General features: G+C 67.0%; 12 protein-coding genes. 11 read left to right on the forward strand and 1 reads right to left on the reverse strand.

Annotated elements, in window-relative coordinates:
- The first annotated feature begins 11 nt into the window (after nucleotides 1-11).
- The 11 genes from GS4_RS03485 (at nucleotide 12) to GS4_RS03535 (ending at nucleotide 15435) form a co-directional block, all read left to right on the forward strand.
- Nucleotides 12-1037, forward strand: a complete 1026-nt coding sequence (locus GS4_RS03485) for a methionine synthase (RefSeq protein ID WP_007617547.1) — start codon at nucleotides 12-14, stop codon at nucleotides 1035-1037.
- A gap of 362 nt (nucleotides 1038-1399) precedes the next feature.
- The gene (locus tag GS4_RS03490; protein ID WP_051989609.1) at nucleotides 1400-1975 is read left to right on the forward strand and encodes a TetR/AcrR family transcriptional regulator; all 576 of its coding nucleotides are present in this window, start codon (nucleotides 1400-1402) and stop codon (nucleotides 1973-1975) included.
- Nucleotides 1976-2035: 60 nt separating this feature from the next.
- Nucleotides 2036-2956: an NAD(P)-dependent oxidoreductase gene (locus GS4_RS03495; RefSeq protein ID WP_281169199.1), complete on the forward strand. Its 921-nt coding sequence runs from the start codon at nucleotides 2036-2038 to the stop codon at nucleotides 2954-2956.
- 4 nt (nucleotides 2957-2960) lie between these two features.
- Nucleotides 2961-3710, forward strand: a complete 750-nt coding sequence (locus tag GS4_RS03500; RefSeq protein WP_007617552.1) for a maleate cis-trans isomerase family protein — start codon at nucleotides 2961-2963, stop codon at nucleotides 3708-3710.
- Between the two features lie 30 nt (nucleotides 3711-3740).
- Nucleotides 3741-7814, forward strand: a complete 4074-nt coding sequence (locus GS4_RS03505; RefSeq protein WP_007617555.1) for an AMP-binding protein — start codon at nucleotides 3741-3743, stop codon at nucleotides 7812-7814.
- Between the two features lie 37 nt (nucleotides 7815-7851).
- The gene (locus GS4_RS03510; protein WP_007617557.1) at nucleotides 7852-9087 is read left to right on the forward strand and encodes an MFS transporter; all 1236 of its coding nucleotides are present in this window, start codon (nucleotides 7852-7854) and stop codon (nucleotides 9085-9087) included.
- Nucleotides 9084-10319: an acyl-CoA dehydrogenase family protein gene (locus GS4_RS03515; RefSeq protein WP_007617559.1), complete on the forward strand. Its 1236-nt coding sequence runs from the start codon at nucleotides 9084-9086 to the stop codon at nucleotides 10317-10319. Before GS4_RS03510 ends, GS4_RS03515 begins: the two co-directional genes overlap by 4 nt.
- Before the next feature lie 54 nt (nucleotides 10320-10373).
- Nucleotides 10374-11768: an MFS transporter gene (locus tag GS4_RS03520; protein ID WP_007617561.1), complete on the forward strand. Its 1395-nt coding sequence runs from the start codon at nucleotides 10374-10376 to the stop codon at nucleotides 11766-11768.
- Complete coding sequence (locus GS4_RS03525) at nucleotides 11755-12735, forward strand: amidohydrolase family protein (RefSeq protein ID WP_007617564.1); 981 nt, start codon at nucleotides 11755-11757, stop codon at nucleotides 12733-12735. The genes GS4_RS03520 and GS4_RS03525 overlap by 14 nt, the downstream gene beginning before the upstream one ends.
- Nucleotides 12732-13940 carry an acyl-CoA dehydrogenase family protein gene (locus GS4_RS03530; protein ID WP_007617577.1) on the forward strand — a complete coding sequence of 403 codons (1209 nt, stop codon included), beginning with the start codon at nucleotides 12732-12734 and terminating at the stop codon, nucleotides 13938-13940. The genes GS4_RS03525 and GS4_RS03530 overlap by 4 nt, the downstream gene beginning before the upstream one ends.
- A 199-nt stretch (nucleotides 13941-14139) precedes the next feature.
- A complete protein-coding gene (locus GS4_RS03535; protein ID WP_007617579.1) occupies nucleotides 14140-15435 on the forward strand; it encodes an ATP-binding protein in 1296 nt (431 codons plus the stop codon).
- Between the two features lie 21 nt (nucleotides 15436-15456).
- On the opposite strand, the gene GS4_RS03540 is transcribed toward GS4_RS03535, so the two are convergent.
- Nucleotides 15457-15828, reverse strand: a complete 372-nt coding sequence (locus GS4_RS03540; RefSeq protein WP_007617580.1) for a PLD nuclease N-terminal domain-containing protein — start codon at nucleotides 15826-15828, stop codon at nucleotides 15457-15459.
- Nucleotides 15829-16079: the final 251 nt, after the last annotated feature.

The raw sequence follows: 16079 nt of genomic DNA on the forward strand, positions 1-16079 counted from the left end.
AGGTACCCGAGATGAACACACTCCTCCCCGCCGCGATCGTCGGCAGCCTGCCCAAGCCCTCGTGGCTCTCGGAGCCGGAGAAGCTCTGGTCGCCGTGGAAGTTGCACGGAGATGAACTGCGGCAAGGCAAACTCGACGCCCAAACACTCGCGGCACACGATCAGAGTCGTGCGGGGCTCGACATCATCAGCGACGGTGAGCAGACGCGTCAGCACTTCGTGACCACGTTCATCGAGCACCTCGGCGGCGTCGACTTCGACCGTCGCGAGACCGTGCGAATTCGTGACCGCTACGACGCGAGTGTCCCGACCGTTGTCGGAGCGGTGAGCCGCGAGGAGTCGGTGTTCGCAGCGGATGCGAAACGTTTGCGCGCCGAGACAGATCAGCCGATCAAGTGGGCTCTCCCCGGCCCGATGACGATGATCGACACGCTCTTCGACGACCACTACCGGAGTCGCGAGCAGCTCGCGTGGGAGTTCGCGACGATTCTGAACCAAGAAGCCAGGGACCTGCAGGCGGCCGGCGTCGACATCATCCAGATCGACGAGCCCGCGTTCAACGTGTTCTTCGACGAGCTCAAGGACTGGGGAGTCGCTGCGCTCGAGCGTGCCACCGAAGGGCTGAACTGCGAGACCGCCGTTCACATCTGTTACGGCTACGGCATCAAGGCCAACACCGATTGGAAGGCGACGCTGGGCGCCGAGTGGCGCCAGTACGAACAGTCGTTCCCACTGCTGCAGCAGTCATCGATCGACATCGTGTCACTGGAGAGCCACAATTCGCGGGTCCCTGTCGAAGTGATCGAACTGCTCCGAGGCAAGAAAGTCATGCTGGGAGCGATCGACGTGGCGAGCGACACGATCGAGACGCCCGAGGAAGTGGCCACGACGCTGCGCAGCGCCCTGCCCTTCGTCGACGCGGACAAGCTCTACGCGAGTGCCAACTGTGGGATGGCCCCGCTCTCGCGGCGCGTCGCCCGAGACAAGATGGTCGCCCTTGCCGATGGCGCCGAACTCCTTCGCGCAGAGCTCACTTAGGCGCAGGACCGGCGCCCGGCCCACGTTGTGGGCACTGATCGGCGTCGCGCGAGCGGCCAGTCCTGAACCATCTGCGAACACTTCTACCGTGTGCGAACAAAGCTCTGCTCGCAGACGGTAGAACCGCGCGCAGACGACTGGAGAGCCCCGAGAGCGCCCCTGCGCGAAGAGCCTCGACGTGTCTCCCATCACATAGTCCCTCGCGGAATCGGACACACCGGACCAGTCCGGCAGCAAACGTGCTTGCGGAGCCGCCTCCCAGATTCACGATGGTTCTTTTGGTGTTCCCGGTCATCCGTCCCAGTTAGCGTCCTCGCTGTAATCGGACCGACTGGTACAGATTGGAAGCAGCCGTGCGGACAGTGAGTTTCGACCGTGACCGCGCCCTCGACATCGCGATGGGTGTGTTCTGGGAGAAGGGTTACGCCGACACGTCGGTGCACGATCTGACCGAGGCGATGGGACTGCAGAAGAGCAGCCTGTACAACACCTTCACCGGCAAGCGAGAGCTCTACCTGGCCGCGCTCCGTCGGTACCACGCGCGCTGCACCGAGGATTACGCACTGATCGAGGCCTCGATCGAGCCGCTCGCCACGGTGCGCGACTTCGTCCGATCGGTCATCGACGACGAGCTCGGCACCCAGGGGGGTCAAGGCTGCATGGTCGCCAACGCCGCACTGGAGTTCGGCGGTCGGGACGGGCAGGTCACGGCGTTGACCTCGTTCAACCTCGAGACCCTCGCCCGCACCATCCGCACCGCCCTCCGACGCGCTCAGTCGCTAGGGCACCTCGACCAGTCGGTGGACGCCGTGGCGACCGCGCGGCTCATCGTGACCCTGATCCAGGGCCTGCGGGTCGTGGCCAAGGGCATCGCACCCGACCAACGGGCCGAGTGGCTCACCTCCGCCACCGACACCTGTCTGGCCCCACTGGGCTGACCTCGACTCCCCGCGCCGTCACCGTTACCCGACGGCCAGCGGGGTCTGCATGAGGACTATCTGTACCGGTCATTCCAATTCGAACGAGAGGCACACGACATGACCACAGGCACCACCACTGCACCGACCATCGCGGTTCTGGGGACCGGGACCATCGGAGCGCCGATCGCGCGGAACCTGCGGCGGGCCGGCTTCGCTGTCACGGCATGGAACCGCACCGACAGCCGGGCGAAGGGACTGGCCGACGACGACATCCGCGTCGCAGGCACGCCGGCCGAGGCGGTTGCCGACGCTGACATCGTCCTGACCGTCCTCAAGGACGCACCTGCCGTGCTCGAGGTCCTCGACCAGGCGGGTGACGCCCTCGCCGCAGGCTCGGTGCTGATTCAGGTGAGCACCGTCGGCGTCGATGGGATCGCGCAGATCGCCGATGCCGCAACGGCGCGATCGCTGAAGCTGGTCGACGCCCCGATCCAGGGGACCAAGGGGCCGGCCGAGAACGCGCAGCTGGTCATCCTCGCCTCAGGCGCGGAGGATGTGCGCTCCACGGTCGATCCGATCTTCGACGCCATCGGCAAGACGACCATCTGGGTCTCCGATGCGGTCGGTGACGCCAGCAAGCTGAAGCTGGTGGTCAACACCCTGATCTCGGCCACCACCAACGGCATTGCCGAGTCGCTGCGCTTCGCCGAGGCGCTCGGCCTCGATCCGCAACTGTTCACGAGGGTGGTCGGTGGCGGACCGCTCGAGTCGGCCTTCGGGGCAATCAAGACCGGGGCGATCCTCGACAAGGACTTCGCGCCGAACTTCACCATCGACAACGCGGTCAAGGACGCCGAGCTGATCGCCGCTGCAGCCGCCGACGCCGACGTCTGGTTGCCGGTCACCGCTGGCGCACTCAGTCGCTACCGCGCCGCGCAGGAACAGGGCCACGGCCAGTACGACTTCGCCGCAACCTATCTCGCCGAACGGCCGGAGTGACGCGATGGCCGACAGTCAGGGATATCGCGCCAAGGTCGGGTTCCTCGTCCCGTCCACCAACACCACCGCACAACCCGAGATCGACGATCTGCGGCCGATCGGCGTCACCAACCACATCGCGCGGATGACCATCGCGAACTCGGAGATGGTCGAACGCCCGGGATTCGACCAGGTCCTCGACGACATCCGCGGGTCGGCAACTCCCGCAATCGAATCATTGATCACCGCCGACCCGGATATCGTCGCGGTCGGAGTCTCTCCAGAGGCCTTCTGGAGTGGTGTCGACGCACAATCGAAGGTGGTCTCGGCGTTCAGCGAGGACGCCGGCGGCCGACCTGTGATCACCAGCGCCGATGCCGTCGGTGCGGCCCTGGGCGCACTCGGCGACCTACGTCGGGTCGCGATCATAACCCCTTATGTGAAGTTGGGGGACAACACAGTTCGCCGATTCTTCGACGACAGTGGCTTCGACGTGGTCGGGATCGAGGGCTTGGGCGCGAGCACACCTGCCGCGATCTCCCACATCGGACCCGACCGTCTGCGCACGGCGGTCGCAGCTGTCGACTCCGCCGACGTGCAGGCGATCGTGCAGGTCGGCACGAACGTGGCGATGGCCCGCTTCGCGGCATCCGCCGAAGCGTTCCTCGGCAAGCCGGTCCTGTCCAACAATGCGGTCCTCTACTGGCATGCATTGCGCACGCTCGGCATCACCGACCGATTCCCCGGTCACGGAACCCTTTTCGAACAGCACTGACCCACTGAAGAACTGAAAGGAGTACTGATCATGCCCCCCTCACATAACGCGGTGTCGAATCTGTGCGCCCGGTTCCTCCAACGGCTCGCCGCGAACCCGCTCGCACCGGCGGTTCTCTCGACCGCCGACACCGTCTCCTTCGCAACGCTCGGTCGCGCTGCGGCCGCCGTGCAGCGTGCGCTGACCGGCGCCTCCCCGCGGACCGTCGGCCTCTACTCGCCGCCCTCGGCAGACCTCGTCGCCGCAGCGTGGGGAGCCCTCTCCAGCGGCGTCCCCTATGTGCCACTGTCGCCGACCTATCCCGACGACCGTCTGCGGTTCATGGTGTCCGATGCGGACGTCGACGTGATCCTGGCGCCGGCGGATCTCGTGCTGGACATCGAGTCGGTCGTCGTCGGCCTCGGGGTCACCGTCGTGGCGATTCCAGGCTCCGGCGTGGAGGCCGCACCCCGGAACCTCGCTTCGTCCGACGGGATCGCGTACATCCTGTACACCTCGGGATCGACCGGCACCCCGAAGGGCGTCGAGATCACGCACGCGGCCCTCGACCACCAATTGAGCTGGATCGGTCGCGAACTGGAGCTCGGACCCGGCGGGCGCATCGTGCACAAGACCCCCATCAGCTTCGATGCCGCGCAGTGGGAACTCCTGGCCAACGTGTCCGGCGCGGCGGTCGTCGCCGCCGGACCCGAGGACTACCGCGACCCGCTGTCCCTCGCCGCCACCGTGATCGGCCACCGGGTCACACATCTGCAGGTCGTCCCGACCCTGCTCCAGGCACTCTGCGAAGAGCCGGAGTTCGCGGCGTGCACGTCGGTCCGGCTCTTGGCCAGTGGTGGCGAGGCACTCCCGGGCCGGTTGGCCACCCTCGCTCGGTCCGTCCTGCCGTCGGTGCGACTGATCAACCTGTACGGGCCGACCGAGACCACCATCAACGCGGCCTTCCACGAGGTCACCGGCGCTCCCGGCGACGCGACTGTGTTGCGTCCCGCTCGCTCCGCTCCCGGCGACGCGGTCGTCGCCATCGGTACCCCGGTCGACGGGCTCGCCTTCCACCTCCTCGGCGAGGACGGGCAGCTGACCGACCGCGACTCGGGCGAACTGGCCATCGCCGGCCCGCAATTGGCGGCCGGCTATCGCCACCGACCGGAGGAGACGGACCGACGGTTCGTGGTCCGCGAGGTGGACGGGGAACGAATCCGTCTGTACCGCACCGGGGACCGGGTGCATGTCGCGGACGGGGTGTTCCACTTCCGGGGCCGGGTCGACAACCAGGTGAAGCTCCGCGGCTACCGGGTCGAGCTGGACGAGATCCGCAGCACCCTCGAAGCCCACGACTGGGTACGCCATGCGGGCGTCTTCACCACCGATCGCCCCGATGGTGCGGGACCGCAACTCTCCGCGTACGTCGAGCTGAACCCACACGAGGCATCGCTGATGGACCAGGGCGTCCACGGTGCACACCACCAGTCCAAGGCGTCGCGGGTACAGGTGCGGGCACAGATCGCCGGCCTGGGCGTGCGTGACGACCACACCGCTGCGGGCGTACGTCTGGACGTCGACACCGACCAGGAGAAGTTGCTGTACGAACTGGCGTTCTCCCGCAAGACGTACCGGACCTTCGCATCCACCACCGACGATCTCGACCGCCTCGCCGATCTGGATCGGTTGATCCATCGGCCGTACGAACTCCCGCCGCGGACATCGTCGGAGTGGACCGGCGAGACGGTGGCCTTCGTCCTGCGATCGCTGACGCAGCAACACAGTGCAGAACGCCTCCTGCCGAAGTACGCGTATGCGTCGCCGGGCGCGCTCTATGGCGTCCAGGTCTACGTGCGGGTGTCCGGCGTGGCGGGCTTCGACGACGCTGTCTACTACCTGAATCCCCGTACCGCCACGGTGCATCCCATCCATGCGCTGTCGCCACTGGACCAGCGACCCGGCGTCGAGCTCACATTGGTCGGACAGCGATCGGTCATCTCGTCGGTCTACTCGACGAATGTGGACGAGGTGCTGCGATTCGAGGCGGGGCACCTGCTGGGTCTCCTCGACACGGTCGCGCCGGCGACGGGACACATCGTCGGGGCACCGCAGCATCGCAGCGTCGACCCTGCCCTGCTCGGCGGAGAACCGGACGATCGCTTCGTGATCGGCACCTGGTCACTGCCGGCGGTCGATCAGTCGGCGATCGCGGACAGATTGGACGAGGTAGATCATGTGGTCGAACTGTTCACCGGCGCCGAGGATTCTCGCGGTGTCCACCGGCGGGTCGGTGACCGTCTGGTCCGCACCGGGCCGCCGTTGCTGCGACGCAAGGACGTCATCGCCATCAACCAGCGTGTTCATGATCAGGCGTCGTTCGGCGTCATCCTGACCTCGACGGGTAGTGCAGAGTCCTACATCGACCTGGGCCGTGCCCTGCAGCGGCTGCAGCACAACCAGATCGGTATCGGACTGATGTCGTCGGGCTACAGCTCCTTCTCCGGCAACCCACTCGCCGCAGCTCGCCGGGTGGCGGCCCTCGACGGCGCTTCGGAGACGTCGTCGGCGTATGTGGCACTGGGCGGCCCGATCACGGCCGATCAGATCGCGCACACGGGAATGGACGAGGATGCCCTGCACACCCAGGGGCCGACCGAGATCATCACCACGGACGTCGCCGGCATGCTCCCGCACTACATGCTGCCCGACGTCATCAGGATCGTCGACGAACTCCCGCGGACCCCCAATGGCAAGATCGATCTGGCGGCACTCCGGGTCGCCGAGACCGCACGCGCGGAGGCCGGGGCACCGGCCGGACCGTTCACCGCACCGGCGTCCCTGCTCGAGCACCAGCTGGCCGCCATCTGGGCGGAGATCCTCGGCCGCACAGATCCGGTCTCCACCACCGAGTCGTTCTTCGCGTTGGGCGGCAACTCGATCCACGGAGTACGACTGACCCGGGCCCTGCAGGCCAAGCTCGGCGTGGATCTGCCGGTGCAGGCGATCTTCGAGTTCGACACCATCGTCAAACAGGCGCAGGCCATCGCCGACGGCGATCCGAGCGACCTGTCGCGCGCGGTGCCGCTCGCCGGGGACGGCGACACGTCGGTCTTCGTATGGCCGGGCCTCGGCGGCTATCCGATGAACCTGCGGACCCTGGCGAATGCTGTTGCCGGCGAACGATACCGGTGGTACGGGATCCAGGCCGGCGGCCTGAATCCCGGGGAGGCCGTGGACGCCGACATCGTGTCGATGGCCCGCAGCGACATCGACCAGATCCGCCGCATCCAGCCGCACGGTCCGTATCACCTGATCGGCTACTCCTTCGGGGCGCGCGTCGCCTTCGAAACCGCGTATCAACTCGAGGCCGCCGGGGAGCGGGTCGCCCGACTGGTCCTGCTCGCACCGGGATCACCCGCACTCGAACAACATGAACCCGTCGACGGTGCAGTCGGCCCCTACCGGGACGATCGGTTCACGCGGGTCCTGTACTCGGTCTTCGCTGCCCGTACCGACGGTGCGGCAGCAGACCGGGTCGTGGCGGCGGGCGTCGACCGGGAGTCCTTCCTGGCAGCCCTTGCCACCGAGGGGACCGGGCTCGATCGCGGACTGGCCGAGCGCATCACGCGACTCGTCGAGGAGACCTACTCCTTCGAGTACTCCTTCGAGGAATTGGTCGGACGCCGACTCGACACCGACGTCACCGTGATCCGCGCCTCGGGCGACGACTATTCGTTCCTCGACGCACACGGCACCGAACTGCGCCACACGGCCGCGAGCCTGCTCGCCGATCACTATCAGATCCTGCGTGACGAGCACATCAACGCCACCGCCGTGGCGGTCACCTCTGCACTGTCCCGACCGATCATCACCGAACTACGCAAGGAGAAGACCCGCATGCCACATGTGGCCATCAAGCATTTCCCGGCCTCCTTCACCGACACCGAGCTGAACGGGTTCGTCGAGCAGCTGTCGGCGTTGGTGCGCAGCACGTTCCAGGTCGACGATTCCGCGGTGTCGGTCTCGCTCGAGGCGATCCAGCAGGAGCAGTGGGATGCCGACGTGTACCAGCCGGAGATCGTCCATCGCAAGGAGTTCCTGGTCAAGGCGCCCGGGTACTGACAACCGACCAACCAGATCACGAGAGGACCGAACGACGATGACACGCTCCGCCATCGAACGATCCGCCTTCCCGACCATCGGGCTGCTCGCCTTCACGGTGTCCGGGTTCTTGACCATCATGACCGAGAACATGCCGTCCGGGTTGCTGCCCGAGATCAGTTCGGCCCTCGGTGTCTCCGAGTCCCTGGCCGGCCAGTTGCTCACCCTCTATGCCCTCGGCTCGGTCGTCGCGGCAATCCCGATAGTCACGGCCACACGCGGGATCGCACGCCGACCGCTGCTGCTCACCACCATTGCCGCGTTGCTGGTGTTCAACTCGATCACCGCGCTGTCGGGGAACTACGCGATCACCCTGGTGGCCAGGTTCATCGCTGGTATGGCTGCCGGTGTGATCTGGGGGCTGCTCGCGGGCTACGCACGACGGCTGGTGCCACCGCATCAGCAAGGGAAGGCAATGGCGGTGGTCGGTGTCGGACAACCGATCGCGCTGTCGCTGGGTGTCCCGCTGGGCGCCTGGCTCGGCACCCTGCTCGACTGGCGCGGGGTCTTCTGGGTGATGTCCGCGGTCGCGCTGGTGCTGCTCATCTGGATCCGGTTGGCAGTGCCGAACTTCCCGGGTCAGCCGCCGGAGGAGCGCACCCCGCTGCGGAAGGTCGCGACCATCCCCGGTCTGCGTCCGATCCTCGCCGTGATCTTCGTCTGGATTCTCGCGCACAACATCCTGTACACCTACATCGCGCCCTTCACCAAGGCGGTCGGAATAGGTGAGAACAAGACCGGGCTGCTGCTGCTGATCTTCGGTGTGGCCTCGGTGGTCGGCGTCTGGTTCGTGGGTCTCAAGATCGATGCGCACCTGCGCCCGCTGACCATCCTGAGTCTCGCCGGATTCGCGGTCGCCGCACTCATCCTGGCCTTCGCCACCGACCTGCCGGCGATCGTCTACATCGGTACCGCCCTGTGGGGACTGACATTCGGTGGTGCACCGACGATCCTGCAGACCGCCACCGCCGACGTGGGTGGCAACGACGCCGACGTCGCGATCTCGTTGTTGGTCACCGTGTTCAACCTCGCGGTCGCCGGCGGTGGGCTGATCGGCGGTGTGCTCCTGACACCCATCGGCGCGGCCAACTTCCCGTGGTTGCTCCTCGGTCTCGCGGTTGTCGCACTGGGGATCGCGTGGTCGAGCACCGCCGGCTTCCGACCGGGGCGCCGAGCCGGATCCGAGGAGGAGTCGGTGGAGGAGTCCGCGGCGACGGCAGGCCAGCCGTCGTGACCGATCTGCTCGACGCCCGGGGCCGGGTGCGTTCGCTCGCACCCGGCCCCGGGGCACACGACGAGGCGATCAGGGTCGCGTCCCGGCTCGCCGCCGACTTCGCGGGTGCGGCATCGATTCGCGACCGCGAGGCCATCCACCCCGAGGCCGAACTCCGGTCGTTGTCGGCTTCGGGGCTGCTGGGGTTGACGACACCCGCAGAGTTCGGCGGTACCGATGCGGGCCTGACGACGGCCGCGGAGGTGGTCCGCATCCTTGCACGCGCAGATCCCTCTGTCGCTCAGCTGATCCTGCCGCACCTGCTGAACTGCTTCTTCCTCCGGGAGGTGGGCACCAGGGATCAGCAGGAGCGATTCCTCGGATCGGTGGCCGCGGGTGCGCGGATCGGCAATGCGACGGTCGACGCTCGAGGTCCCCGTGGTGGAACGACGGTTCTTCGTCGCGATGATTCGGGCACACTGCGGCTCGACGGGGTGAAGATCTACACCACCGGTGCGCGGTCGGCGGACCACGTCGTCGTACGAGTCACCGCCGAACCCGATCAGAAGATCGCCGTCGTGGTCCCGGGCACTGCGCCGGGGATCACCGTCAACGATGATTGGAACGCCTTCGGCCAGCGGGCCACACACAGCGGTTCCATCTCCTTCGACGATGTCGCCGTCGATGATTCGGACATCATCGAACTGGCGGATCTGTTCGGTCCGGCGAGCATCTTCGCCGGTGTCGACCACGTGGTCGACTCAGCGGTCGACGTCGGCATCGCCCAGGCGGCTGTCGACGACGCGACACGGTTCATCGGTGACCGTCCGACTCGGGCCGCTCCGGCCGCGACCGCCAGGGACACCCGCGATCCGATCCTCGTCCACGAGTTCGGTCGGCTGCTCACCAAGGTGGATGCGGCGCAGGCACTGCTGCTGCGCAACGCGCAACTCGTCGACCTCGCGTATCGGAGTGCGGAACGTACACCCGAACAGATCCGCGTCGCGAACTCTGCGGGCGATCAGTCGAAGGGATTCGCCGCCGACACGGCTGTCGAAGTGGCGTCCGGGCTGTTCGAGTTGACGGGTACCTCCAGCACCGACCTCGATCTCGGACTGGATCGGCACTGGCGCAACGCCCGAACGCATTCGGTCAACTCGTCGACCCGGTGGCTCTATCACTCGGTCGGCGCCAAGGCCCTGGCGTGGACACCGAATGCCCGCTCGCTCGCCGACGCGGAGACCGACGGCTGACGACCCGACCTGTGGCGGCCCGACGGGGGCCTCCTCGACCAGAAAGTACGTCCCATGACCGACACCCGACCGGCCGTCACCAGACGCGCCGTACCGTCCCGGCTGATCCTGCTGCTCGGCGCCCTCATGTTGGCCTACATGGTCAACTCGCTCAACAAGATCGTCTTCCCACTCGTGGTCGACGACATCCGGGTGCACTTCGATCTGACCCTGGGGCAGGCCGGACTGCAGTCCACGATCTTCGCACTCGGCGTCGGGCTGGCCGGGATTCCCGGCGGGTTCCTGCTCAGCCGATTCAAGCGGAAGACGATCATCGTCGTGGGCACGTTGACGTTCTCCGTCGCGACCGTCCTCACGGCTTTCGGCATCGGGTTCTGGAGCATGCTCGTGACCCAGACCATCGCGGGAGTCGGTGAGGCCCTGCAGGTCACGGCCTTGCTGGTGGTCGCGGCAGCAGCACTGCCCAATACGCCGTCGGCAGCGGTCGGTTCGTTGAACGTGGTGTACGGGATCAGTGCGATCATCGGCCCGGTGGTCGCGACGCAACTGCTGTCGACCTTCGGAACCTGGCGCGCGCCACTCATCGCCCTGGCGATCGTCGGGGTCCTGGCGGCGATCTTGGTGACCCTGTTGGTGCCCACGTGGCTCACCGAGCGGAACGAGGACGATGATCGGGAGGTCGCAGCCGCCGCAGTGGAGACCGAGGATGTGTCGGACGCGAACGTCCCGGACGGACTGTGGAATCACAACACCCGCGTCTTGGTCGGTGTCGGTGTCATCGCGTCGATCGTGAGTTTCGGCTACTTCGGGATGTACCCGACATTCCTCAAGGAACATCACGGCTTCAGTACGTCGACCGTCGGGATCATCGTGTCGATCGCGGGGACGGGTGCACTCCTGTCGATCCTCGGTGGCTTCCTGACCGACCGCTTCGATCCGCGTGCCGTTCTGGTCGGATCCCAGCTGGCGATGGCGGCCATCGGTGCGGCACTCTATGCCGGCCCGGGCAGCTTCGCCTGGCAGCTGGCGTGGGCCATCGCCGGCGGCGTGGTGTCGAACGGGATCATCTTCGTCAACATGTCCGCGGTGCTCCTCAAGAGCGTCACGCCCGCCAGGGCCGCGCAGGCGGCCGGACTGTTCGTCGTGTGCTGGTTCACCCCCGGCGCGATCTCCGGGTACATCTTCGGTGAGCTCGTCGACCTCACCAGCTGGAGTGGCGCGGGTCTGATCCAGCTCACCCTCGGATCCCTGGTCGCAGCTGCAGGGTTCGCGCTGCTTCGCCCCGATCGACTCCGCGTGTCGGGACCGCTCGCCAGGAAACGTGCCGCACGAGCGGTCACGCTGCCCGATGGTGCGAGTGCAGCCGGCAGCCACGAATCGACTGAGGTGCCGTCCAGTGATGAGGCCGCAGACCATCGCGACGAGGAGCCGGCCCGTGTCGTCGGCTGACCTCGAGATCATCGACATACACACGCATTTCCGGCCCGCGTGGTGGACCGGGGCCTCACTCGGCGGGCCGCAACAGCCCGGCGGCCCCGGTCCCCACCTCCCCATCGACACGTTGACGGACATCGACGGCCTGGTCGTGGAGAGCAGGCGATCAGGCATTGCCATCCGATTCCTGAGTGCTCCACCGGAACAGCTGTTCGGACCGAGTGTCATCCCCACCACCGCCTCGATCGCCCGCGTGAACGAGCATCTCGCGAAGGTCGTCGCCGACAACGGCGGCACGTTCGTCGGTCTCGGGACCGTGGATGCGTTCGCCGGTGACGACGCGGTGGCGCAGATCCGGCACGCAACAGAGGGCCTGGGGCTGCACGGCATCGTCATCGACTCGGCGCGGGGACGCCGCCACCTCGGAGCCCAGGAGACTGTCCCGACACTGGCCACAGCCGCCGAACTGGGTGTGCCGGTGTTCGTCCACCCCGTCTTCGCCGCCGACTCGGCTCCGTTCGTCGACGCGGCAGGTGTGCGGGGCAACGCATTCGGGCGGGGAGTCACCAACGGGCTCAGTCTGTTGGCGGCTCTGCACGGTGACGTCTTCGCCCGTCATCCCGGACTCGCTCTGATCTTCACGACCCTCGGCGCCGGTGCATTGTCGTTCGCCGCCAACCTTTTGGGCCGCGGCCTGTCGGGTCCGGACTCCCGCGACCCCGCGACTGCAGGAGTCTTCTTCGACACCACCGGGTTCAATGCGCCGCAACTGCGGTATCTGGCGAGCGTCGTCGGAACGGATCGCCTGCTCGCCGGCAGTGACTGGCCGATCCGACAGGGCATCAGCCGCGCGTCCGTGACCACAGCGTTCACCGACGCTGGCTTCGACACGGACGAGCAACGCGCGATCGCCGCAGGCAATGCCCGCCGACTGTTCCGCCTGAACAAGGACCACGACACCCGGAGGAACGATCCTCGATGACCATCAGCGACACCACCTCGATCCGCAGACCCCGGGTCGCCGAGACGGCGGACGACATCATCGACGCCGCCCACGCCCTACTGGGTGGGATAGGAGCGGGAGCCGCAGCCCGAGAACGCAATCGGCAGCTACCGTACGAGCAGATCAGGCAGCTCGCGGATGCCGGGGTGGGAGCGCTTCGGGTGCCGGCCGATCACGACGGACCTGGGGCGACGATCGTCAGGACCATCGAGTTCGTGATCGCGTTGTCGGCGGCGGACTCGAACGTCGCCCAGGCGATCCGTCCACACTTCGGGATGGTGGAGGGAATCATCAGCGGCACCTCACATCACGAGGCCTCGCGCTGGTACCCGCACATACTGAGCGGAGATCTGTTCGGGATAGCGCACGGCGAGGTGGGTTCCGCACATGCCGACATCCGAACCCGGTACACGGTCGACGGAAACGGGTTTCGGGTCACCGGCGAGAAGTACTACAGCACCGGCTGCCTGTTCGCCGACTGGCTGCGCATCTCGGCGAAGGGCGATGACGGTGAGACACGGTGGTTCGTGGTCCCGCGTGACCGCGAGGGTGTCGAGGTCATCGACGACTGGGACGGATCGGGGCAACGACTCACCGCCAGTGGCTCGACCCGTCTCACCGACGTGTGGGTCGATTCCGACGAGATCGTCGAGCGCAATGCTCCGACCGGCGAACGTAGTCACGTGCTGACCTTCCAGCAACTCTATTTGGCGGCGATCGAGGCCGGAATCGCCAAGAACGCGCTCGCCGACGCTGAGTGGTTCACCGTCCATCGCGCTCGTCCGATCGTCCACTCGACAGCGGACTCGGCGACATCGGATCCCTATGTCCGACACGCGGTCGGGGAGATCGCGGCACGCGCCTACGCGGCTGAGTCGAGTGTGCTCCGGGCCGCAGGCACCCTCGATGCGGCCACCGGGCCCGGTGCGACCGGAGAGCACAAGGTCGAGGCGGTTGTCGACGTCGCCAAGGCTCAGTACGTAGCGATCGAGTCCGCGCTGAAGGCGGCGGAACTCCTGTTCGATGTCGGTGGTGGCTCCATCACCGCGCGCGACCTCAACTACGACCGCCACTGGCGCAACGCGAGGACGGTCGCCAACCACAATCCACGCGCGCACAAGGCAGGCGTCATCGGCGACCATGTCCTCACCGGCGCGGAGCCGCCTGTGTCGGGGCTGTTCTGACGGCTGGCTCGATCGACCCTTCGCGGGCACGACTTCACTAGAACCGTGATGCTTCAGCAGTAATCGATCGCGACTGCTTTGTCCGTCGTGTTAGCGTGACCGGCCCCTTCGAGAACCGATGTCTTCGCGTCGGGGCCTGCGGTTCGCGGAATCGGCCGACGCGCAGACGACGACTACGACCCCGGCATCTCCGACGACCATGACTCAGATCGACCTGTCCCTCGAACCACACCAAGTACGGCGCGCTGTCCACGTGATCGGCGTGCTGCTCGGTGCTGCCACCGATGATGCGACGAGCACCGACGCATTCCTGCGCGAGCACCTCGGCGCCACCCGAGCGCATCTGGTGGCGCACCGCGTGACGTTGTCGGCGTCGACAGTGGTGTCGGCGGGCATAGTCCTGAACGAACTCGTCACCTCGTACGACGCCATCGTGGGTCCCGGAGACTACGACGAGCCGGCGGCCTGGACGAGTCATCGGGTCGGTGACCGCGACGTGTCGGTTCCCAGCGAGATGACACTGGCATTCCCGGCCGGCATCCCTGGTGTGACGTCGGTGGCTGTGGCGCTGCAGATCTCGACCGACAACGGGCCGGCGGAGAACTCGTCGCTCGCCGTGCTGACCGCTGCCGGTTCGCCCCCGCTCACCGGCCAGGGCATCGCGGCGGAGTTGCGAGAGCGCATCGAGCGTTCGAATCCGTTGCGGGGGAAAATGCTCAGGGCGTCGGTCAACTCCGGTCTGCGCCTCGCCATCGTCGACGAGCCGCTGGTACGGCGAGACGATGTCATCGTCGACGCGTCGGTATGGGCCGAGATCGACCTCTCCATCCGCGCGGTGTCCTCACGGCGTGACACGATGATCGCCGCTGGCTTCAGTACCAGTCGCGGGATCATGCTCGCCGGTCCGCCGGGGGTCGGGAAGACAGCCATCTCCCGCGCCATCGCGGGAGAGCTGCTGGGCGCGTTCACCGTCATCGTGGTGGAACCCGCGGCCGGCTCGACGTACCTGAATGCGATCTACGAGCAGACCGCGGTTCTCGGGCCGTGCGTCGTGGTGCTCGACGACGTCGACCTGTACGTGGGGCGTCGCGGGCAGAGCAACAACGACAGCCTCGCCGGCTTTCTGACCTCGCTGGACACCGCCCTGCGGCACAACGACGTCCTCACCGTCGCCACCACGAATGATCCGGGATCGCTGGATCGGGCAGCGACCCGCGCAGCACGTTTCGACTCCATCATCGAGGTGCCCGCACCGTCGGAAGGGGCCGTTGCGGCCATCCTCGGCCGAAGTCTCCACGGCATCGCTCACACCGTTGACATCGGCTCCGTCGCACGGCGTTTCCCGCCAGGGACGTCTGGCGCCGATGTTCGCGAGGCGGTCCGTCGGGCGATCCTCATGGATGTGGATGACCTCCCGATCAGCACTGACATGCTCTACGCGGTACTTGCCGAGGGAGCACACGTACCCGCGTTGCCGACGGGTGCATACCTGTGACCTGGTGAGGGTCCCGACCGGTCAGCTCGCCTCGCCCGACGTCCCGTCGGCACGGCGCTGCTGTTCGCGGGCGGTCTGACGTTGTTGCTCGGCGCGGTCGCGGAGCTGCTGGAGGAACTCGCGGTCGGCCTCCGGGTCCGCGGGGATGTAGCGGCCCGGATTGTCGTACTCCGGGAACTGCGATGCCGCACCGGCGGATTGGCGGCGAGGACGCTCGTCGGCGGTCGGTCGGCCGAAGGCTAGCCAGATCAGGGCGCCGATCAACGGGAGTACGACGACCAACATGACCCAGCCGAGCTTCGGGAGGCCGCGGATCAGGGCGTCGTCGGTGTTGATGATGTCGATGAGCGCGAGCACCAGGACCGCCAGGTAGATCAGGCCGAGGTAAGGCATGTCGTCGTTCTCCCGAGGTCACGGCACCGACTCCCGATGCCGGTCGATGGAGCGCGATCTCGGCGGCGGGGCTGGTTGCCATCGTCCGTACACGTGTACGGGTGATGGTAGCGGGAAGGGCCGGAGGCCCGGGCTCGGCCCGGCGTACCGGCCGGATCCGGGCCGCTTCGATCGATCCAGGCGTCGCAGCCCGCACGAAATCTGTACGCCAGCGGTGGACGGTTGACGATATGTCGATGGCAGGCCGCTCT

It is taken from the genome of Gordonia soli NBRC 108243, from assembly GCF_000334455.1.
GTDB lineage: Bacteria > Actinomycetota > Actinomycetes > Mycobacteriales > Mycobacteriaceae > Gordonia > Gordonia soli.